Origin of the sequence: Vibrio stylophorae (assembly GCF_921293875.1) — a bacterium.
Classification (GTDB): domain Bacteria; phylum Pseudomonadota; class Gammaproteobacteria; order Enterobacterales; family Vibrionaceae; genus Vibrio_A; species Vibrio_A stylophorae.
The window spans coordinates 431829-452944 of record NZ_CAKLDI010000001.1; the positions used below are offsets into that span (position 1 = coordinate 431829).

Here is a 21116-nt window from a genome sequence, read left to right on the forward strand (position 1 = left end):
CAATTGGTTAGTGGTTACAAACCTATAAATGCCTTATTTATAAGGGGTGGTTGTTTGTGTTTTGTAATAGGTGATCTCGATCGGCTGTTTTTTTCAAAGTCGAAAAATTACGGAAAATTTGACCGTCAAAAATGTTGTGATTGGCATCTCAATATCTAACAAATCTTCCAACCACTGACAATTTAACGTCATTTCGACGAAAAATTGGGCATTTTGAATGGGTGCGATGAATGACAATCGCGCTTCTTTTTTTGCTCAAAATTGAGCGAATAAGAATTGTTCTCTTGAGTTTTTACTCAGATTTCATGCTATTGGTTTCATTGAATCAACGCGAGAAGCATCACGACTAACCGGACGTTATTTCATTTGTTTTTATCAGGTTATTGCAGTTTTCGTTGCAATTGGCTGCATTGAATTGAGGTCAGTTTTATTGATCATAAATGGGGGGGCTTGCATCGAAAGGCTTTATGGCAAATATGCGATGAGCATGCGCCGCATTGCTGCTGAATGCATCATCTAACGCAGATCGTCAAAATGTTGGCTGCATCCCACAGATTTGAATAGCGATAATAAATGAGCGAGAGCGAAAAAGTAGTTAGCTAAGGTGCTAAACAAGGCAGATGGAGCCACTGCAATAGAAAAATTGATAAGAAAAGCAGCGACAGAAAAGAGTGAGCGGCACCGCCATGACAGGAAAAGCAATCTAGTGAAGTTGCGGTAATGCAGAGCGGTTGCGGTAGGGAGGGCTGCGGTAGAAAAGGCATGATGGCTCAAGGCGTATGGTTTTGTGTTTAACGTTTCAGGCTAAGTGCGGCTATGCAACCTCACAAATGCAAAGCTCTAAGCCATCTTGTTCGCGTGCGATTAGGTATCACTCCATGCTTAAAGATACAGAGCGAGCAGCACAGTTTTGCGCAGGAAGGAACGTATATGAGGTGTATAAGGTATGGGCGCTAGCAGCTAGACAGAGCAGACGTTTATAACGATTGAGATGGCGGTGAAAGGCTCAAAAAAAGCGCTCATTGAGCGCTTTTTTGGGGTTTGAGATATGCGATTAAACCTGGCTCATCATCAGCCGCTGCAGCCTATCGCGTGCTTGCTGTAGTCGCTGGCGCAGGTCTGTGTGTTGATGACCGCGCTCTAGGACAAAATCAACGGTATTGAGCACGGTGCGCCAACGCGGCGTTTTTGGCAGTGTTTCTTTTCTTAGGTATTTATCTAGGGTGCGGGTTTGTAGTGTGCTGCGGTCGAGATAAACACGCCATAGGCCACTCTCTTCTGCTAAGGCAAACTTGTTGCTGCCAGTGCAGGTTTCCCAATATTCCAAGGAGAGTAATGTCGCTTCAACCAAGCATTCACGCATTAAATCGCCTTTTTGAGTTTGCTGCCCACCGAGGCGATCGGCAAGACGAGTAAACTCACCGCCTAGCTCTCGCAGCTGCTGCAGCTTGTCATCATCACTGTGGAAGGCGTAATCAGAGAGTAGCTCAATGGCGCTTTCTAGAATATCAATGCGCACATGGGCGGCGGTTTCCCCGGTGTTAAATACTAGCATTGCGTTAAGCCCTGACTCCTCAGGAAGCTTAATCATGTCGACTTTAATGGAGTGTATCTCTTCACCAATTTTCACCGAAATCGCGCCACTATAGTGATGGCTTTCCATGGCGCTATGCGGCAAAGGTACTGAGAGTAGATCGTTAAAGTGCAGTCGCTCAAGCTGTTCTGAGGCGCGTTTAAATAGCTTACCTGCAGCATCGTTGGCATAGCGAATACGATCATCGGCCTGAATACACAGGACGGGTTCTGATGCACTTTCGAGCAGGTTGAGAAGACGACTTTGCGTTTCCAGTAGGCCTGCTTCCACTTGCTGGCGATGGCGAATTTCAGCTTGCAAACGGGCGTTTTCTTGGCGCTGTACCTCAGATTGGCTGGCGCGAAGGTGAGCCCGTATACGAGCGCTGAGCTCTTCTTTACTAAAGGGCTTGGTCAGATAGTCATTGGCACCGGATTCAAAGCCGCGAATGCGATCGTGAATTTGACTCAGTGCGGTGAGCATAATGATCGGCAGCTCAATTGGATTGTAGTGCTGGCGCAGCGTTTCTGTGACTTCATAACCATTCATACCCGGCATCATCACATCAGTGAGCACCAGAACCGGATGATAGGTTTGCACCAACTCAAGCGCGTTCATGCCGTTATCTGCGGTGATCACCCGATAGCCTTCAAGGCGCAGATAGTTATTGAGGATTTGCAGGTTCACTGGCTCATCATCAATCACGAGCAGCATATCGCCATTGGGGTTTTCTGGCAGCTGCTCGGATTCATCCAATAGCTGATTATCCGCAGCGCTTGGCGCTTGGAAGTGGTTGTGTAGATCCCGCGCCTTACTGGTGGAGACTTGAGCTTCTGTCGCCAACGGCAAGGTAAAGCTAAAGGTGGTACCAATCAGTGGTTGGCTGCTGACATAGAGCTGGCCGTTCATCAATTCAATCAACTGGCGGCTGATGGATAGCCCCAAGCCTGCCCCTTGGCGATAACGGCTGCTGTCGCTGGTTTGGGTCAGTGGCTCAAAAATTAGTTCGAGCTGATCGGCTGGAATGCCTTCGCCAGTGTCGACGACTTGAATGCGAAGCTGATGATCAAGCACGGTCGCTGAGATAATAATTTTCCCTTCGCTGGTGTACTTGATGGCATTGCCTACGAGGTTATAAAGCACCTGCTCAAGGCGCTGCTCGTCAGCAAAAATAAGCGGCAGGTTAGGTCCTACTTGGTTGATGATGCGCACAGGCTTATCACCCAATAGGTGGTTAGACATTTCCAAGACCAAACGCACTGCCACTGAGCTATCTAGTGCATGACTGTCGAGGTCTACATTGCCATAGCGCATCTTGTGATAGTCGAGAATGTCATCGACCAAGTTTGAAAGGCGCTGGCCACTGTTGATGATCATCTGTAGCTGATGCTGCTGCTGAAGTGGCAGCGGGCCATTGAGACCTGAAACCATAGATTCAGCAATACCCACCATGCCGTGTAGTGGTGTCCGCAGTTCATGGGAGGTCATGGCCAAAAATTCATCTTTGAGCTTATCGGCATGCTCAAGCTCGGCGTTTTTCTCTTCGATAATCTGAATTTGATGTTCGAGCTCTTGGTTTTGGCTGCGAATGGTGGCGATTTTCTCGCGCACTGAGCGTTGCATACGTTCAAAACTGATGGCCAACCGGCCAATTTCATCGTGGCGGTCGGTGCTGCTAATGGCTTGGTCGAGATCGCCTGCGGATACTCGCTCAGCTGCCCAAGTGAGGCGTAGTAGTGGTGCGGTGATGGAGTTCGATAGCCAGTGTGAGGCGATTACGACCAAAATAATCGCCGATAGCATGGCGATGATAAAGATAGTCTCGAGCTGGCGCACTCGCGCAAAGGCTTCATTGGTAGGCAACTCAATGACTAGCGCCCAATGTTTATCGAGCACATGAATCGGGGCAAAGGCACTGAGTACCGCGATGCCATCAAAGTTATCCAAGCGACCCACACCTGTATCGCCAGCCAGCGCTAGATCAATGGCAGGGCTTTCAAAAAGCTTGTCATTTTCAGCGCCCATATTGATGCGTGTATGGTGCGCTTGGTTAATCAGCAGGGCGTGGGTTGAGTTGGCTTGGTTATTGACATCCTCTTGCACCAACTCGGTGAGCACTGTGTTGGGCAACTCAAAGAACACATAGCTATGCAGGTAGTTATCCTGTGAAACTGGTGCAGCGAGCCAAGCCACAGGAACATCATGGCTATTGTTGGTTGAAAAGTCGGTCAAAATAACAGGAATATTGTTGGCATCAATGCGCCCTTGACTGGCTTTTTGAATTTGCTGAAAGGCTTGGCCCAGCGGTTTATCTTTATAGGCCGCAGAGGTGAGATTCATCCCGTAGTTGTTGCGTTTTTTGACTGAATAAACCACGTTGCCATCGACATCGACGAGCAGAATATCAGAGAAATCAGAGCGATTGAGAAAGTCTAAATAGCTTTGGTGATAGCGTTTGTGCAGTAAGCGATAACGCTCACTGGTGTTGACCAGTGACGGTGAAATAGGGCGCGTAGAGTCGGGCTCGGCCTGATTGCCATCTAAGTTAGCGGCGACTTGATTGGTAATGGCATTGAGCGCGCGATCTTTGCTAAATCCTAGCTGAGCAAAGGCGCTGACCAGACCATAAAAGCGGCCGCCACTTCCCACCGCCAAATCAGAACGGGAAAAGCCCTGCACATTGGAAACTTCCGCCTCAAAATAGCGGTTAATTTGTTTGACCTTACTATCACGCAGCGAGGCCAAGTGACCCTGACTTTGATTTTCAAGGTCACGGCTGTGCGAGTTCAGGAAGAAGAGACCAGTCAGAACCAAGGGGGTAATGCTAAGCGCCAAAAAGGCCAGCATCAAAGCATGTTGTAGCCGCTTAAATCGTTTGGTTGTTTGCATCCTTGGCCCACCACAAATTACAGCTTAAGCATCTAGGTCAATATGACAGATGCAAAATGAGAAAGTCGCGTCGGCGAAGCTTAACGAGGATCAAATTTATCAGCAAGGTAGTGACCAACTAACTGTGCGCCAATACACAGCTTTTTGGAAAATATAATCGCAACACCAAGTTACAAAGCCATGCTCGTGATATCAACCGCAAGCTCGTTATGTGAGAAGACCTTTTAGTAAGCCAAATCAATAAGACAAAGGCGCTCATTCAAGTTGATAGGTATGGATAAGAAGGGGATAGCCATGAAACAAAAATGAGTACCAAAGGGGATTGGTACTCATGATTTTGCAGGGGATGCGTGAAGGGCTTATTCAGCGCTTAGGTTGCTGTAGACGCGAAACCCTTTGCCCTCAGCCACAGTGGTGCATTGACCAAAGCTTGCTTGATAAACCGGTGGATATTGCAAGAAGCTGTTGGCCACGATCAGCAGTTGTCCTTGCGCAGTGAGATATTTTGGCGCTTGCTCAATCAGCTGCTCACTGGCGCGATAGAAGGTTTTTAGTCCGGCGTGAAAAGGCGGATTACTGATGATGGCATCAAATTTTTCAGCGTCAGTATTTTTATCAAAGGTGCTATACACATCGGTTGCGCGCACATCACCCTCAAGGCCATTCGCGGCTAAGGTCGCTTGGGTCGATGCCACTGCCCAAGCGCTCACGTCAGCGGCGACCAAATCAATGGTTGGATAGCGTTGTTTCATCAATGTGGCAATCACACCTGCACCGCAACCAAAATCAAGAATGCGCCCTTGTAGGTTGGGTAAGTGATTTAGCAGCAGTGCGGTGCCAACATCTAAGCTGCCGTGACTAAAGACGCCAGGCAGGCTTTGCACGCTGATCTGCTGTTCGCCTAAGGTCACTGTGTATTGCTTGAACCAGTCGTTGAGGTTGAACTCAGTCGGTGCTTGCTCACATAGGCCAAAGTAGAAGCTGCAGCGGCGCGCAGAATCAAATTTGGTGAGCTTGCCATAGGGGGCAAACATCTTTTCAGCGCTTTTTACGCCGCTACGGTTTTCACCAACCACGATCACTTCAGTACCTGCACCGCAGTGATGCATCAACATCGCAAATAGCATCTCGGCTTCCGCTTTGGCTTTTGGCCAATAGAGGATCACTTGGGTTGGTTTGATTTCAGCTGGAATGCGGGTGCCAAAAAAGCATTGTAATGACGGATATTGGCTGAGTCGCTGATAGTGGCCAAAGTGGGTGCAGAATACGGAAACACTGAGACTATGCTGCGCTAGGGTCAGAGCAAAATCATCACTGAACTCACCAGCAATTAAAAGGTGTTGATCGGCGACATAGGCCAGTTGGCGCTCAAGAATTTCGCTCGCAGGAATAAAGGCAGACATAGGGTGCTCCGCACAGGCTATCAATTGGGCGGCGATTGTCCCACAAAAGGGGGGGGGATAAAAGAGCGGCCAAGGTTTGTGCCTTGGCCGCTTTGATTTGATTGAAATTTGTTTGCACCGAGGTGCTAGCGGTTATCTTGATGGGTTAAGAAATCTTTGAACTCTTGTTCGTAGAGATGGAATAGCACCATGGTCATACCAAAAATCACTGGGCCATAAATCAATCCCATCAAACCAAAGAGCTGTAAGCCACCCAGTAGTGAGAAGAAGATAAACAGCGTGCTCATGGCTGAGCTGCCCTGCATCAAAATTGGTCGTAGGAAGTTATCGATAGAGCCGACAATCAAGGTGCCCCAGGTGGCTAAAAATAGCGCCCATTGCCAGTCACCCGTGAATAGTAAAAATGCAGCGGCGGGCACCCAAATGAGCGCTGTGCCGACTACCGGAATGAAAGAGGCAAAGCCCATGATAGTGCCCCAGAAAAGACCTGGGAAGCCGGCCAGCCACATCGCAAAGCCGCCCGCAAAACCTTGCGCAATAGCGGTTACGAATGATCCCAGTACCGCAGATTTAGCGACATTTTCCATTTGCGTAAAGAGTGCATCTTCTTGGCTACGAGAAAGCGGCAAAATATGGCGTAGGCCTCGAATCATCTTGTCGTAGTCACGAAGTAGGAAGAACAGTACAAAGAGCATCAAAAAGAAGCTGGCAATAAATCCGGTAAGATCGCCAAGTAGCTTGGTACTGAGATTAAGAATCTTGGTGCCCATGGTGGAGGCAAAGGTCGCTAAATGCTGCAAAATCTTCTGCGGTTCAAGCTTATCAAATGGGGTGTATTCATTGAGTAGCTTGAGCGATTTCTCCACATAGGGGTGCACCATGATTTCCTGAGCGCCGCCATTGCTGAGCCAATCATAGGCTTGGCGTGAAAAGACTGTACCTTGCTGTGCGATAGCTGAAATAACAAAGATCAGCGGGATCACAATCATAAAGGTGAGCAAAATACAGGAGAGTAGGGCAGCGGTATTGGCATGGCCGCCAATGCCGCGTTCAATGCGTTTATGCAAGGAGGCAAATAGAATCGCAATAATAAAGGCCATTACGATGGAGCCAATATAAGGGGCGATTAATTTATAACAAGCAAATGCGGCGATACCTAGGGCAACAATCAAAATCCAATGACGAGGTTCACTGGCCATACTTTGCGGTGATTGTGGCAATGGCTTATTGCTTTGTGATTCAGACACGTTGAATCCTTCGATGTAACAAAAGATGAGCACAGCATAGTATGTCTTGGCGCTGCTATAAATAGACTTTTGCTTGACCCTGCCGACTATCTCAAGTGACTATGAGCGAGGTAATGATTTTTTTGCAATGTAATTGAGCCAGCAAAGGCAAGCGAGGAGAACAGCATGGGTTGTGGATGTGGAGATTCGGGCTGCGGTAAAAAACGTAAAATGCCATGGGCATTGATCTGTGTGGTGGTGATCGCGATTGCGGCTGTGTTCCTATGGCAATAATGACGCGCTAGATATATCAGACATTGTTGTGACTCGCCTGTTTGCAGGCGTATATGACGGAGAAAAATAAGGGTGCAGGCTTTCAATGAAGTCGCACTCTTTTTTATTTTTTCGGTGAAAAACTGAAAGAGGGAAGGGGAATAGCAAAAAACCCCACTCAAAGAGCAGGGCTTTTTAAGGTGGCTCCCCCTGCAAGACTTGAACTTGCGACATACGGATTAACAGTCCGCCGTTCTACCGACTGAACTAAGGGGGAACAATTTGTCTTGTTTAATCACTTCAGAGAAGTCATCAAACGAAAGTGGCTCCCCCTGCAAGACTTGAACTTGCGACATACGGATTAACAGTCCGCCGTTCTACCGACTGAACTAAGGGGGAACAATTTGTCTTGTTCAATCACTTCAAATGAAGTCATCAAACGAAAGTGGCTCCCCCTGCAAGACTTGAACTTGCGACATACGGATTAACAGTCCGCCGTTCTACCGACTGAACTAAGGGGGAATTGTATGGTGCCTCGAGGCGGAATCGAACCACCGACACGGGGATTTTCAATCCCCTGCTCTACCGACTGAGCTATCGAGGCAAAAGTGCAGCATTTCTGCTTTCACTTTTGCAAGTCACTTAAAAAGTAACATTGCTAAATAATGGTGCCGGCTACCGGAGTCGAACTGGTGACCTACTGATTACAAGTCAGTTGCTCTACCAACTGAGCTAAGCCGGCACAAACTGGTTGTGCAATACAACATTTTCTATCTTAAGCGCTTGGTATTCACTTAAGAGCACAATATGGTGCCTCGAGGCGGAATCGAACCACCGACACGGGGATTTTCAATCCCCTGCTCTACCGACTGAGCTATCGAGGCGAAAGTAATGTATTTCTACTTACTTCCAGCAAGCCACTTACAAGCGACATTGCTAAATAATGGTGCCGGCTACCGGAGTCGAACTGGTGACCTACTGATTACAAGTCAGTTGCTCTACCAACTGAGCTAAGCCGGCACAAACTGGTTGTGCAATTTCAGCACCATCTCAAGTCATTCAAACTCAAGACTTAAATATGGTGCCCGGAGGCGGAATCGAACCACCGACACGGGGATTTTCAATCCCCTGCTCTACCGACTGAGCTATCCGGGCAACGGAGCGCTATTAAACGGATTTTCGCTGAAATGGTCAACCCTTTTTTCCAACTTTCTTTACTTTTTTGTTCGTTTGCTCGCTTTCTGTTCGCAATGGTTGTTTTGCCTACAGAAAACGATTGTTTACACGCCGTGTGCTGCAAATTCTTTTTTGAAATTGGTCACTTTGTAAAGATAGCGACGCGCTTCCTGTTTTGGGTGTTTTTGGGTGAGCGCCCAGTACACTTGGTTCGGTTTTAGACGATTGATCTTCTCAATGGCGCGTGTGCGGTTGGCATCAAAGGTTCTGAGCACATTGCCAGCACCACCGTTATAAGCAGAGATCATCGTATACTCTTTTGACAGTGGGTGGCGTACATCTTTGAGATAACGAGTCTTTAAGATATAGAAATAGGCGGTGCCGATATCGATATTCTTTGCTGGGTTAAATAGCACCTCAGGCGTGGGTTCGCCGGGTTTATTCATCACCAGCTTATAAACATCACGTCCTGCCGTTTTCGGTACCACCTGCATTAAGCCGTAGGCATTGGCCCAACTGACCGCGTAGGGGTTAAAGCTACTCTCGGTTTTGATAATGGCGTAGATCAGATCTTCTGGGATCCCATATTTACGCGAGGCTTGGCGAATATAACTGGCGTATTGGCCACCACGCATATCGCTGTGTCCCTCGACCATAGGGATCTCAACATAGTAGGCATTTTGATAGCCCACTTGACGCTTTTTAAGCTGATGAGCAATCAGATAATCAGCAAAACGGTTGGCGCGCCAATCCCATTCAATGGCTTTTTTATCTTGGTCGAGCACCTGTCCCAGCAAAAAAGGTTTCCCTTGAAGTGAGACATCTCGAGCACTAAAAAGATCGACGCCAGCAGGATCGTAAGGCGTGAGTAGGGTGGTGATAATGGCATTGCGCAAATGTAATTGCGGATCATCTTTGGCCACAGTTTCGACTGTGACTATGCCGCGGGTAAAGTCCACATGGGCACGGCTTAAATAGCCATCGGTATACTTGACGTAGTCACGTTTGCTGGCAATCAACACATCATTGCTGCCCCAACGATGTTCAATTTCGCCAGAGAAGTTGTTGATCAGCCGATCCATGGCTGCGATATCTTTGGTGAACTGGCCGGGCAGCGGCGCTAGGTTTTTAGCAAAGCGGTTGGTTGTGTCGTAATCAACATCATAAATTCGCTCCACCATTTCTCGAGAGCAGCCCGAAAGGGCAAGGAGAAGACAAACAAGCGCCGTGAATCGCATGACCTACATCGTCCTTGAATACTAAATCTAACCGATTGAAATAAAACCTTATTGATCCTTTCTATTGATCGTCGCTTGGTGGGGTATAGCCATCGATCACGGTATCGTGACCTTCAAATAGATATTTCACCATTTCAGCTTCGAGTAGCTGGCGATGTGCAGGATCCATCATGTTGAGTTTCTTTTCATTGATCAGCATGGTTTGTTTTTTCTGCCACTCAGCCCAAGCTTCTTTGCTGATATTGTCAAAAATGCGCTTACCAAGATCGCCTGGATAAAATTGAAAATCGAGGCCTTCGGCTTCTTTGTTTAGGCGCTGGCAAAATACGATTCGGCTCATGCTTGATTCCTCATATGGGCGCGCAATCCGTTTCGATTGCGTCAAAATGGGGTGAAGAGATTGTTATACCAAAGCTTGGCCGTCGCGGCTATGGCGCAGCGGCGAGAATCTGAGCTTGGTAGTGCTTTACGGCTGCCTAGTATCGATGGCATTTATTGATGAGATGCTGTTAAGCCGTGCTTTTTTCATTGTTTTTGAGACAGCTTTGTTCGCTAGTTTGCTGAAAGTGGGCGCTTACAAATTTTCGAATTGGGGTGGGCAGGCCAAGTTCATCACAGGCGCTGCGATCAAACCAAGCTTGATTCGCGCTTAGCTGGCCTAGGCTATCAATACGCCATACCCGTGCATCCAATTTATAGTGGGTAAAGGTGTGTTTGAATTTGCCTTTAAGCTGTGCATTTTTACTGAGCTCAGCTTCATCTAAATGAATTTGTGGTAAGCACCAGAGCGAGCCCCAAATACCACTGTCTGCACGTTTTTCGAGTAGCAACTTGTTATCGTGCTCCAGCCAGAGAAACTCCCCTGGTTTGGTCGGCGTTACTTTTTTCGGTTTGGGGTTGGGTAGCTCACCCACGCGATTTTGCGCCTTGGCTTGGCAGTGCGCATGTAAGGGGCAATCAGTGCAGTTTGGGTTTTTAGCTGTGCAGATGGTCGCGCCCATATCAAGTAGGCTTTGCGCAAAGCTGCGATTGCTTTGATCTGCGCTTAGCGCTTTGGGTTCGGGCGTATAGTGCTCGGCCAATTGCCAGAGCAGCTTATCAACGCGACTGGTGCCGGGGACACCATCAATGGCGAAGAAACGACAAAATAGGCGTTTTACATTGCCATCGACAATGGGGCCATATTGGTTATAGGCAAATGAAGCGATGGCGCCAGCGGTATAGCGGCCAACGCCGGGAATCTTTTCAAGCGCAGCAAGGCTGGTCGGAAATTCGCCTTGGCATTCGTGCATCACATATTGCGCGGCTTTTCGCAAATTACGCGCGCGTGAGTAATAACCCAGTCCCTGCCAAAGATGCATTACTTCATCTTCATCGGCGTTTGCGAGCGCTGCGATATCGGGAAAACGAGCCATCCAACGCTCAAAGTAGGGGATCACGGTAGCCACTTGCGTTTGCTGCAACATGATCTCAGAGACCAGCACTGAATAGGGGTTAGGCTCACGCTGCCAAGGCAGATCGTGGCGGCCATGCTGCTGTTGCCATGTCAGCAGGGTTTGACTAAATGTGTGGGGCGCAATCACGGCGCAGGCTTTTGTGAACATGACGACTTGCTTATACTGACTTTATTGTTGTGAATCGCATCTTTTATCTGATGCTCAATCGTTGATTGCGCATGATTGCACCACAAAGGTGATGGATGCGCAAACACAGCACTTGCAGTTCAGGGCAATCTTTGGATAATGCCCTGTCCGAATCGATGGATAATCCATCGCCAATTGAATAGCCAAAATAGTGAGCCAATCCATGAGCGAAGTGACGCAAACTGAATTGACTGAAGATGGCAAAGTTGTTCGCAAAATTCGCAGCTTTGTTCGTCGTGAAGGTCGTCTAACCAAAGGCCAAGAAGCGGCGCTAAATGAGTGCTGGCCAACCATGGGTATCGATTTCGCCTTAGAGCGTTTGGATTGGCAGCAGGTGTTTGGCAACAGCAATCCTGTGGTATTGGAAATTGGCTTTGGTATGGGCGCATCTTTAGTTGAGATGGCAAAAAATGCGCCAGAGAAAAACTTCATCGGTATTGAAGTGCACAGCCCTGGCGTTGGCGCATGTTTAATGGCGGCCAAAGAGGCAGGTGTGACCAATTTGCGCGTAATGTGTCATGACGCAGTGGAAGTGTTTGAGCACATGCTGCCAGAAAGCAGCCTTGCGACCGTGCAACTATTTTTCCCAGACCCATGGCATAAAAAACGCCATCATAAACGCCGTATTGTGCAGCTACCATTTGCTGAAATGTTGCGTCAAAAGTTAGCCATTGGCGGTGTTTTCCATATGGCGACTGACTGGGAGAACTATGCTGAGCATATGCTTGAGGTGATGAACCAAGCACCGGGTTATGAAAACCTATCCTCAACACAGGACTATGTGCCGCGCCCAGAAGAGCGTCCATTGACCAAATTTGAAGCCCGTGGCCACCGTCTTGGCCATGGCGTATGGGATCTTAAATTCGCGCGTAACGCCTAATTTGACGTCCTATCTGCGTTGCCACTGGTTGGCAACGCAAACTCTCCGTTAGGGATGACGGTAAAGATTTGCGCCATGACTTGAAATGCGCATTTATCTAGCAATGGAAGCCAGCCTGAAGCGCTGGCTTTTTTTATCCCTATGTATTTGACATAGCAGGAGAGAGAATGAAACCAACAGTTGAGCTGTTACAAAGCATTGTTGAATCGGCGCGACCGCTGATTGGTCAAGGCAAGGTGGCGGATTATATTCCGGCGCTGGCCGAAGTTGATCCATCGAAAATTGGTATTGCCGTGTGCACCATTCAAGGCGAAACCTTTTGCGCCGGTGATGCTGATGAGCGATTCTCGATTCAGTCGATCTCTAAGGTTTTGAGCTTAACGTTGGCGATGATGCTTTATGATCAAGATGAGGTTTGGTCACGTGTCGGTAAAGAGCCATCAGGCCAAGCCTTTAACTCGATGATCCAGCTTGAGATGGAGCATGGTATTCCACGTAATCCCTTTATTAATGCCGGTGCGCTGGTGGTTTGTGACTTGCTGCAATCGCGCTTGAGTGCACCGCGTCAGCGAATGTTGGAATTGGTGCGAAACCTCAGTGGTGAGCCTAGCATTCATTACGATAAAGTCGTTGCAGCCTCTGAAATGGAGCATAGCGATCGCAATGCTGCCATCGCCTATTTGATGCGCGCCTTTGGTAACTTTGATAACCAAGTGATGCCCGTGCTGCAAAACTATTTTCACTACTGCGCGATCACCATGAGTTGCCGAGAATTAGCGCGCGCTTTTGTCTATCTCGCTAATCAGGGGCGTCCGTTGGGATTATCTAATCCGCTGGTCTCACCGATGCAGAGCAAGCAAATCAATGCGCTGCTGGCCACTAGTGGTCTTTATGATGGTGCTGGGGAGTTTGCTTATCGTGTCGGTATGCCGGGTAAATCTGGTGTTGGCGGCGGTATTGTGGCCATTGTTCCTGGTGAGATGAGTATAGCTGTGTGGTCACCCGAGCTTGATAAAAGCGGTAACTCGCTGGCGGGTACCGCGATGCTTGAAGCGCTATCGACCCAAATTGGTCGTTCAATTTTTTAAGCCTTGATTGTTTTACCCTGCACAAATACAGAGAAACCGCCGCAATGGCGGTTTTTTTATATGCATTGCTGTGCTGATCTTGATATGAGCGTCAGCGAAAAAATAGGCGGCGATTGCGTGCCGTTGTGTCTGGAAAACCTTTCAGTCTGGCGCTTGTTTTTGCCCAGATTCAATCAACAAAATTGATATTTATTCTTGCTATAAACGAGATTGAACGGGATTTAAAGCGGCGTAAATTGATTTTCATAGACAGATATATTTATTTAAGGGCTGTCTATTAAGGAAAAATAATGAGTCACTTCAATAGCCAAGAACACAAACAATCACAGCATGGCCATCAACATGGCGCTGAATTTGAGCATGAAAAAATGGAACGTCGTTACGGCGAAGAAGTCGAGCACAAACATAATCGCGATCACCATGAAATGAGAGAGCACGAAAAAAGCCATCCTCATACTCAACATGGCGGCGATCCTGAAGGGCACAAACACCCAGTTCAAACCCATGCTGACCGTCATGAGCACAGCAATACACACCACCACAAAACCAAAGAGCATGACCATAAAGAGCATTCTCGTGAGCACCACAAAACAGGTCATCACCAATAGATTGTCCGCTTCTCTTTGATGTGAGTGTCGCTTTTGCGATGAATTGAGTTTTACCGCTTCCCCCATCTTTCTCAATTCATGGCAAAAGCAAAATGGCAGCGTTTAAACCCGCTGCCATTTTTATACTTCGGTTATATATTTGGGCGTTATATTTCGAAGCTTATTGTGATGTGATGCTTAACGCTCGCTATCTGCATCCACATCATCTTCGTCGGCAAGAAATAGCTCAAGCAGGTCATTTAAAAAGAGCGCGCCTTTGTCAGTAACTTGCCAGCAATCCACACCAGTTGAGTCTGTAACATCGACAATATAGCCCAGCGCTTTGGCTTGGTTGAGCTGTACGGCAATGGTGTCGTCATTGAGGCCGGTGCGCTCGCTGTAATCACGGTGTGGGCAAGGCTCAATGAGGCGCAGGCGATTCATCATAAACTCAAAGGGGCGCTCGCTAACCGGCACCGGAATTTCTTGGCTTAAATAGTCGCGTCCTGAATCAAGATAGCCCTTAGGGTGTTTGACTTTTACGGTGCGGGTGATGGCGCCATCAGCATGAGAAATCTTGCCGTGTGCGCCGCAGCCAATCCCCAGATAATCACCAAAACGCCAATAATTGAGGTTATGTTTGCACTGATAACCTGGCTGGCTAAAGCCTGAGGTTTCATAGCGCTGATAACCGGCTGCTTCTAGTTTTTTCTGACCGAGCTCATAGATATCCCACAGATCATCGTCATCGGGCAGTACTGGCGGTTTTGAGGCAAATAGGGTATTGGGTTCAATGGTGAGCTGATACCAAGAGACATGCGGTGGTTTCAGTGCGATCAGCTGGTCGAGATCACTCAGTGCTTGCGCTGGCGTCTGGCTTGGTAAGCCATGCATTAAATCGACGTTGACGCTGTTAAATCCCGCTTTGAGCGCCTGTTCAATGGCAACCTTGGCTTCATCACTTTGGTGAATGCGTCCTAGCAAATTGAGCTTATCATTGGCAAAGCTTTGCACGCCCAAAGAGAGGCGGGTGATCCCTGCTTGGCGATATTGCAAAATTGGCGCAGATTCAAGGGTGCCGGGGTTGGCTTCCATGGTGATCTCAATATCTTCAGCAAAGGGAATTTGCGCTTGGATCCCTTGTAGAAGTCGGGCGATCTGCGCTGGCGCAATTAAGCTCGGCGTACCGCCACCAATAAAGATGCTGTGCAGTGGGCGATTGTCATCGGCAAGATAACGCGCGCGGTCTTGCGCCAAATCTTCCAAAAGTGCATCGATATATTCAGCCTGCGGAATCTCTCCCTTAAGTGCGTGGGAGTTAAAGTCGCAGTAGGGGCATTTTTGTACGCACCATGGTACATGGACATACAAGCTAAGTGGTGGCGGCGTTAAATTCATGGTTGCTATCAGTATTGAGTAAAGGCTGTCTTGCGCTAACGCAAATGGGATTACAGATTGCCGAGCTGAGCTTTGACCTGTGCAAAGAGCGCTTGTAGCGCTTGGCCACGATGTGAAAGCTGCTTTTTACGCGCGCTTTCAAGCTCAGCAGCATGACAGTTTTCGCTGGGCACAAAGAAGATTGGATCATAACCAAAGCCATTGTCGCCGCAGGCTTGCAGTGCAATACGCCCTTGCCAAACACCATGACAAATCAGCGGCGTTGGATCGCTTGCGTGGCGCATGAGCACTAAAACGCAATGAAAACGCGCCGTGCGCTGCGCTTCTGGCACGCCTTCCAGTGCTTTGAGCACTTTGGCATTGTTGGCTGCATCATTACCATGCTCGCCGGCATAACGTGCTGAATAGATCCCCGGCTCGCCATTAAGGGCATCAATCTCAAGACCTGAGTCATCGGCAATGGCCGCTAGCCCTGAAACCTTGGCTGCATGACGCGCTTTAATAATGGCATTTTCCACAAAGGTGGTGCCCGTTTCTTCGACATCATCAATGTTAAATTCGCTTTGCGGGTGGACGGTAAAGCCAAAATCGGCGAGCAAATCCGCCATTTCTCGAACCTTACCTGCGTTTCCCGTGGCTAATACGATGGCTGTCATGGCAACTCCTAAGTGCTTATTTTCAGAACAGATACTCAGTGCTGATAGAATGAGGATGAGCGCTAAAGCGCAGGATTGATGTGGCGCTAGTTTAGAAGCCTGCCATGAAAAAGCAATCCTCACGCCTCGCGGCAAGCTTTTGTCGTGCGTCATGAGTATCAAAAACGCGTGAGTATAAAAACCTGTGAATATAAAAAACGCCATTCAGATGAATGGCGTTGATTAATTATGATTGCAGCGCGCTTGGTATTTTGACGGGTTGAGTAATACGCACTCGTTTGTGCCGACCCAGCTCGCCTTTTTCCACCGTCACCTTGCTCTTAGCCACGCCAAATTGTTTGGCGAGATATTTGACCAAATGGGCATTGGCTTTACCATCAATGGGCGGCGCGGTAATGGCGATTTTCAGCTCATCGCCATGCATGCCCATGATCGCATCGCGGCTGGCTTTGGGCTGAATATATAACGGAATCAGCCAATCGCCATTGGATTGCACAAATGTGTGTACCTGCATTAAAGATACCAAACTTCGTAATACCAGCCTGTCAGTAGTGATTGACCAATCAATGAGTTGGCAAATTGCATCAACAAGAAAATGATTAAAATACTGAAATCAAGACCGCCCATGGCAGGAATAATGCGGCGGACTGGCGCGCAAATTGGCTCAACCAATTGATGTAGCACATATTCAATTGGGCTGCGGCCTTGGCTAACCCAGCTTAAAATTGCGCGAATCAGTAGCATCCAAAATACCATCTCACCGGCTGCTTTGATCAATGAGACTAAAGCGAGCAGCGGAAAATCGGCGCTAAATTGATAACCACCTTGCGGCAGTAAAAAGCCTAATTTGGCACACACCAGCGCATAGGCAAACACCAAGGTGGCGCTATCGATATTACCCACAGGCGGAATGGCACGGCGCAATGGGCCGACCACTGGTTGCGTTGCTTTCACCACAAATTGTGAGAATGGGTTATAGAAATCGGCACGGACGTATTGCAACCAAAGGCGCAATAGCACGACGAAAATAACCAGATTAAATAGCGTCGAGACAAGTTGAATCACTGCTTGCATAGCGCGTCCTTATTAAAATAGTTGTTCCATTGCCTGACCTCGGTCATAGGCGGCTTGCATCGCCTCGGCAACGGTTTGTTCAAGTTGTTGTTCTGCAAACACACGCAATGCTTCTGCGGTGGTTCCTCCTTTAGAGGTCACTTGCTCGCGTAAAGTTGCAATATCGGTCTGCGGATTTTCAATCACCATTTTAGCGGCTCCCAGTGCAGATTGCTGCACTAACAAACGTGCGGTGTTCTGATCTAAACCTTTGGCCATGGCTGCTTTTTGCATCGCTTCCATAAACAGGAAGAAATAAGCCGGGGCACTGCCAGAGGCTGCAATAATGGTATTGATCTCAGATTCTTCCTGAACCCAGCAGGTTTTGCCTACGGCTTGCAGCAATTTTTCTGCAAAGGTGCGCTCATCGGCTTGCGTATTGGCACTGGCAAATAGACCACTCATCCCTTCACCCAGTAGGGCTGGTGTATTTGGCATGACGCGCACCAGTTTAAGTTCAGTGGCAAAAATCGCATTGAGACGACTGACGCTAATGCCTGCGGCGATAGAGATCACCAATTTATCACCCATCTCAATGGCTGCTAAAGGTTGGCATACCTCGGCCATCAATTGCGGTTTAACCGCCAAAACCACCACATCCGCTTGTTCTACGGCTTGGTGGTTGTTTTGCGTGGTCTCAATACCATATTGCGCTGCGAGTGAGTCAAGTTGTGCTTGATTGGGATCGCTGGCGATAATTTGCTTGGCGTGATAACCGCTTTTCACAATGCCTGCGATTAGCGCATGCGCCATATTCCCTGCGCCAATAAAGGCGATACGTTTTGCGTCCATTCTTAAATCCTATGCTGAAGGTTGGCTGTCGCCATCACTGTTTTGTGCATAATTGCGCGCGCCAAAAATGGCGGTACCAATGCGAACCATGGTGCTGCCTGCGGCAATGGCGGCATCGAGATCGCCACTCATGCCCATGGAAAGGGTATCCACATCACTGTATGTTGCTTGTAGTTGAACCAGTGCATCACGTAGCTGACTAAAAGTCGCTAGCTGGCTATCATAATCATCGCTCACTTCAGGAATCGCCATCAAGCCGCGCAGTTTTAACTGCGGTAGCTGCGCGATATGCTCGGCTAGCGCCGAAATTTCACTGAGCTGCACGCCTGACTTACTATCTTCATCACTGATGTTGACTTGAATGAGTACCTGCAACGGCGCTTTGTTTTGTGGTCGCTGTTCGCTTAAGCGTGTGGCGATCTTGGCGCGATCCAGTGAGTGCATCCAGTCAAAGTGTTCAGCCACAAGGCGAGATTTGTTCGATTGTAGTGGTCCAATGAAATGCCACTGCAACTCATTTGCGTGAGGGTGATCGGCAAAATAGTTAATTTTATCCACGCCCTCTTGCACATAGTTCTCACCAAAGGCACGCTGACCGGCATCAATGGCACTGGCTATGTCCTCGACAGGTTTGGTCTTACTTACAGCCAGAAGTTTCACAGAATCTGTGCGTCGTCCGCACTTTTGTGCGGCTTGGTCTATCTGATGGATGACCTCGGTTAGATTTTGTTTGATACTACACATGTTTGTTTTCTAGGGGTTTATTGATGGATATCACCGAATTATTGGACTTTACTGTCAAGCACAAAGCATCGGACTTACACCTATCTGCCGGCGTGCCACCTATGGTACGTGTAGATGGCGATATTCGAAAGCTCAGTATTCCAGCCTTTACGCATCAAGACGTTCACCAGCTTGTTTATGAAATTATGAACGATGGTCAGCGCCGTGAATTTGAAGAAAAGTTGGAAATTGACTTCTCTTTTGCTGCGCCAAATATCGGTCGTTTCCGTGTGAACGCCTTTAACCAAAGTCGTGGTTGCGGTGCGGTATTCCGTACCATCCCAACCAAAGTACCGTCTTTGGAAGAGCTCAATTGCCCTGAAATATTTACCTCAATTTCTGAGTATCCGCGTGGTCTTGTCTTGGTAACCGGCCCGACAGGTTCTGGTAAATCAACCACTTTGGCGGCGATGATCAATTATGTCAACGAGACCAAAAACCACCATATTCTGACTATCGAAGATCCCATCGAATTTGTACACAAAAATAAACGCTGTTTGATTAACCAGCGTGAAGTGCATCGCGATACTTTTGGCTTCCAACAAGCGCTGCGAAGCGCACTGCGTGAAGACCCCGATGTGATTCTGGTGGGTGAGCTTCGTGACCAAGAAACCATTAGCTTGGCATTGACCGCCGCAGAAACCGGTCACTTGGTCTTTGGTACCCTACACACCAGCTCCGCGGCAAAAACCGTGGACCGTATTATCGACGTATTCCCTGGTGAAGATAAGGGCATGGTTCGTTCTATGCTATCGGAATCATTGCGCGCGGTAATTTCGCAAAGTCTTTTGAAGCGTCGTGGTGGTGGTCGTGTGGCCGCACACGAGATCATGATTGGTACGCCAGCGATCCGTAACTTGATTCGTGAAGATAAAGTTGCTCAGATGTACTCGATGATTCAGACCGGTCAGCAACACGGCATGGTGACGCTTGAGCAAAGCGTGAAGAAACTCATTGCAGAAGGTGTCATTGAGCAAGAAGAAGGCAACGCCAAGCTCAATGGTCCGATTTAATTTATTTTTGATGAAAACGCATTAAGCAAGGATTTTAGCCATGCAATTGGATGTTGTACTGGATGAGATGATCACCCAAGAGGCGTCGGATCTCTATGTGACGGTTGATGCCAGCTGTGTGCTGCGGGTCAACGGTCGCCTTAAGCCCTTTGGCGAAAAACTCGATATCAGCGGCGTGAACCGTCTGATCAAAGAGTCTATGGATAAAAACCGTCTCACCGAGTTTGTGAAGACCAAAGAAGCGAACTTCGCGATTGCACGAGGCAACGGCCGTTTCCGTGTCAGTGCTTTCTGGCAGCGCGAATGTCCCGGTATGGTTATTCGTCGAATTCAGACGCAAATTCCAACCATGGAAGAGCTTGAACTGCCCGAGGTAATGAAAGATATCGCCTTGGCCAAACGTGGTTTGGTGTTGGTGGTTGGTGCAACCGGTTCTGGTAAATCAACATCCATGGCGGCGATGGTGGGTTATCGAAATAAAAACCGCGCAGACCATATTTTGAGTATTGAGGATCCAATCGAATTTGTGCACCAGCACGATAAGAGCATCATCACCCAACGTGAGGTGGGCTTGGATACCGAAAGCTTTGATACAGCATTGAAAAACTCGCTGCGTCAGGCGCCGAATATGATTTTGATCGGTGAGATTCGTAACCGCGAAACCATGGAATATGCGATGACCTTTTCTGAGACGGGTCACTTGTGTATGGCGACTTTGCACGCCAACAACGCCAACCAAGCCATGGAGCGTATTTTGCACTTGGTGCCTGAGGATCGTCAGTCACAATTCTTGTTTGACCTGTCTTTGAACCTGCGTGCGGTTATTGCTCAGCAGTTGGTGCCAAGTATCGATGGTAGCCGTCGTTTTGCCGCTTTTGAAATTCTGATTAACACCCCTCGTGTTTCAGATGTGCTGCAAAAAGGCGAGTTGCATGAGCTAAAAGGGATCATGGGTAAATCTCGCGAAGCTGGGATGATCACCTTTGACCAAGCCTTGTACGAGCTCTATCGCAATGAGCGTATCAGCTACACTGAAGCGCTGCACCATGCTGATTCTGCTAACGAATTGCGCTTGATGATCAAACTTGATGGTCAGGATAGCGAAGCCAATGTGAATAAATTGGATGGGGTGAAGCTCGATTACGTGTAAGGCGTCCTCTTGTTTCATTAAATAAAAAACGCGCTCAAATGAGCGCGTTTTTTATGTGCTTCGTTTCCGCTCGATGCTTTGCCTCGAGCGACTTACTTTCTTGGCCAGCAAGAAAGTAAGCAAAGAACTGGCCCCAACATCATGCAGTTCTCGCATTTATTCACAACGCTTACTTTCACCACATTCCATACGTTCCCGACGTAGGGAATGTTCTCATGGCATCCATGCCATTCGT

General features: G+C 48.2%; 17 protein-coding genes and 8 tRNA genes. 5 read left to right on the forward strand and 20 right to left on the reverse strand.

What is annotated here, in order from left to right; genetic code table 11:
* Positions 1 to 1054 precede the first annotated feature (1054 nt).
* The 14 genes from L9P36_RS02015 to mutY form a co-directional block, all read right to left on the reverse strand.
* Positions 1055 to 4462 carry a hybrid sensor histidine kinase/response regulator gene (locus tag L9P36_RS02015; protein ID WP_237464515.1) on the reverse strand — a complete coding sequence of 1136 codons (3408 nt, stop codon included), beginning with the start codon at positions 4460 to 4462 and terminating at the stop codon, positions 1055 to 1057.
* A gap of 359 nt (positions 4463 to 4821) precedes the next feature.
* Positions 4822 to 5865 carry a 16S rRNA (guanine(1207)-N(2))-methyltransferase RsmC gene (gene rsmC, locus L9P36_RS02020; protein ID WP_237464516.1) on the reverse strand — a complete coding sequence of 348 codons (1044 nt, stop codon included), beginning with the start codon at positions 5863 to 5865 and terminating at the stop codon, positions 4822 to 4824.
* A gap of 125 nt (positions 5866 to 5990) precedes the next feature.
* On the reverse strand, positions 5991 to 7064 hold the full coding sequence (locus L9P36_RS02025) for an AI-2E family transporter (protein WP_237467829.1): 1074 nt from the start codon (positions 7062 to 7064) through the stop codon (positions 5991 to 5993).
* A 501-nt stretch (positions 7065 to 7565) separates the two neighbouring features.
* Positions 7566 to 7641: transfer RNA gene (locus tag L9P36_RS02030), tRNA-Asn, on the reverse strand.
* Positions 7642 to 7687: 46 nt separating this feature from the next.
* A tRNA-Asn gene (locus tag L9P36_RS02035) sits at positions 7688 to 7763 on the reverse strand.
* 47 nt (positions 7764 to 7810) lie between these two features.
* A tRNA-Asn gene (locus L9P36_RS02040) sits at positions 7811 to 7886 on the reverse strand.
* Positions 7887 to 7892: 6 nt separating this feature from the next.
* Positions 7893 to 7968 (reverse strand) — tRNA-Phe (locus L9P36_RS02045).
* Between the two features lie 62 nt (positions 7969 to 8030).
* A tRNA-Thr gene (locus tag L9P36_RS02050) sits at positions 8031 to 8106 on the reverse strand.
* 66 nt (positions 8107 to 8172) lie between these two features.
* Positions 8173 to 8248: transfer RNA gene (locus tag L9P36_RS02055), tRNA-Phe, on the reverse strand.
* 60 nt (positions 8249 to 8308) lie between these two features.
* Positions 8309 to 8384, reverse strand: a tRNA-Thr gene (locus tag L9P36_RS02060).
* Positions 8385 to 8443: 59 nt separating this feature from the next.
* Positions 8444 to 8519: transfer RNA gene (locus L9P36_RS02065), tRNA-Phe, on the reverse strand.
* A 125-nt stretch (positions 8520 to 8644) separates the two neighbouring features.
* Positions 8645 to 9778 (reverse strand): membrane-bound lytic murein transglycosylase MltC, encoded by a 1134-nt coding sequence (gene mltC, locus L9P36_RS02070; RefSeq protein ID WP_237464517.1) that lies wholly within the window; start codon positions 9776 to 9778, stop codon positions 8645 to 8647.
* Positions 9779 to 9839: 61 nt separating this feature from the next.
* On the reverse strand, positions 9840 to 10118 hold the full coding sequence (locus L9P36_RS02075) for an oxidative damage protection protein (protein ID WP_237464519.1): 279 nt from the start codon (positions 10116 to 10118) through the stop codon (positions 9840 to 9842).
* Between the two features lie 169 nt (positions 10119 to 10287).
* Positions 10288 to 11382 (reverse strand): A/G-specific adenine glycosylase, encoded by a 1095-nt coding sequence (gene mutY, locus L9P36_RS02080; RefSeq protein WP_237464521.1) that lies wholly within the window; start codon positions 11380 to 11382, stop codon positions 10288 to 10290.
* A gap of 202 nt (positions 11383 to 11584) precedes the next feature.
* Here mutY and trmB point away from each other — a divergent pair, with 202 nt between their 5' ends.
* From trmB to L9P36_RS02095, 3 genes are all read left to right on the forward strand, one after another.
* Positions 11585 to 12301, forward strand: coding sequence for a tRNA (guanosine(46)-N7)-methyltransferase TrmB (gene trmB / locus L9P36_RS02085; protein WP_237464523.1), 717 nt, complete (start codon positions 11585 to 11587; stop codon positions 12299 to 12301).
* A 167-nt stretch (positions 12302 to 12468) separates the two neighbouring features.
* The gene (gene glsB, locus L9P36_RS02090) at positions 12469 to 13389 is read left to right on the forward strand and encodes a glutaminase B (protein ID WP_237464525.1); all 921 of its coding nucleotides are present in this window, start codon (positions 12469 to 12471) and stop codon (positions 13387 to 13389) included.
* Positions 13390 to 13679: 290 nt separating this feature from the next.
* Positions 13680 to 13997: a cation diffusion facilitator family transporter gene (locus L9P36_RS02095; protein ID WP_237464526.1), complete on the forward strand. Its 318-nt coding sequence runs from the start codon at positions 13680 to 13682 to the stop codon at positions 13995 to 13997.
* A gap of 177 nt (positions 13998 to 14174) precedes the next feature.
* On the opposite strand, the gene hemW is transcribed toward L9P36_RS02095, so the two are convergent.
* The 6 genes from hemW to L9P36_RS02125 form a co-directional block, all read right to left on the reverse strand.
* Positions 14175 to 15374 carry a radical SAM family heme chaperone HemW gene (gene hemW, locus L9P36_RS02100; RefSeq protein WP_237464527.1) on the reverse strand — a complete coding sequence of 400 codons (1200 nt, stop codon included), beginning with the start codon at positions 15372 to 15374 and terminating at the stop codon, positions 14175 to 14177.
* 50 nt (positions 15375 to 15424) lie between these two features.
* Entirely contained in the window at positions 15425 to 16030 is a 606-nt protein-coding gene (locus tag L9P36_RS02105; protein ID WP_237464528.1) for an XTP/dITP diphosphatase, read from the reverse strand.
* Positions 16031 to 16256: 226 nt separating this feature from the next.
* Complete coding sequence (gene yggU / locus L9P36_RS02110) at positions 16257 to 16544, reverse strand: DUF167 family protein YggU (RefSeq protein ID WP_237464529.1); 288 nt, start codon at positions 16542 to 16544, stop codon at positions 16257 to 16259.
* A complete protein-coding gene (locus L9P36_RS02115) occupies positions 16544 to 17104 on the reverse strand; it encodes a YggT family protein (protein ID WP_237464530.1) in 561 nt (186 codons plus the stop codon). The genes yggU and L9P36_RS02115 overlap by 1 nt, the downstream gene beginning before the upstream one ends.
* A 12-nt stretch (positions 17105 to 17116) precedes the next feature.
* Entirely contained in the window at positions 17117 to 17935 is an 819-nt protein-coding gene (gene proC / locus L9P36_RS02120; RefSeq protein ID WP_237464531.1) for a pyrroline-5-carboxylate reductase, read from the reverse strand.
* 9 nt (positions 17936 to 17944) lie between these two features.
* The gene (locus tag L9P36_RS02125; protein ID WP_237464532.1) at positions 17945 to 18679 is read right to left on the reverse strand and encodes a YggS family pyridoxal phosphate-dependent enzyme; all 735 of its coding nucleotides are present in this window, start codon (positions 18677 to 18679) and stop codon (positions 17945 to 17947) included.
* A gap of 23 nt (positions 18680 to 18702) precedes the next feature.
* On the opposite strand from L9P36_RS02125, the gene L9P36_RS02130 reads away from it, so the two are divergent.
* Positions 18703 to 19731 carry a type IV pilus twitching motility protein PilT gene (locus L9P36_RS02130; RefSeq protein ID WP_237464533.1) on the forward strand — a complete coding sequence of 343 codons (1029 nt, stop codon included), beginning with the start codon at positions 18703 to 18705 and terminating at the stop codon, positions 19729 to 19731.
* Positions 19732 to 19771: 40 nt separating this feature from the next.
* On the forward strand, positions 19772 to 20881 hold the full coding sequence (locus L9P36_RS02135; RefSeq protein WP_237464534.1) for a PilT/PilU family type 4a pilus ATPase: 1110 nt from the start codon (positions 19772 to 19774) through the stop codon (positions 20879 to 20881).
* The last annotated feature ends 235 nt before the right edge of the window (positions 20882 to 21116 follow it).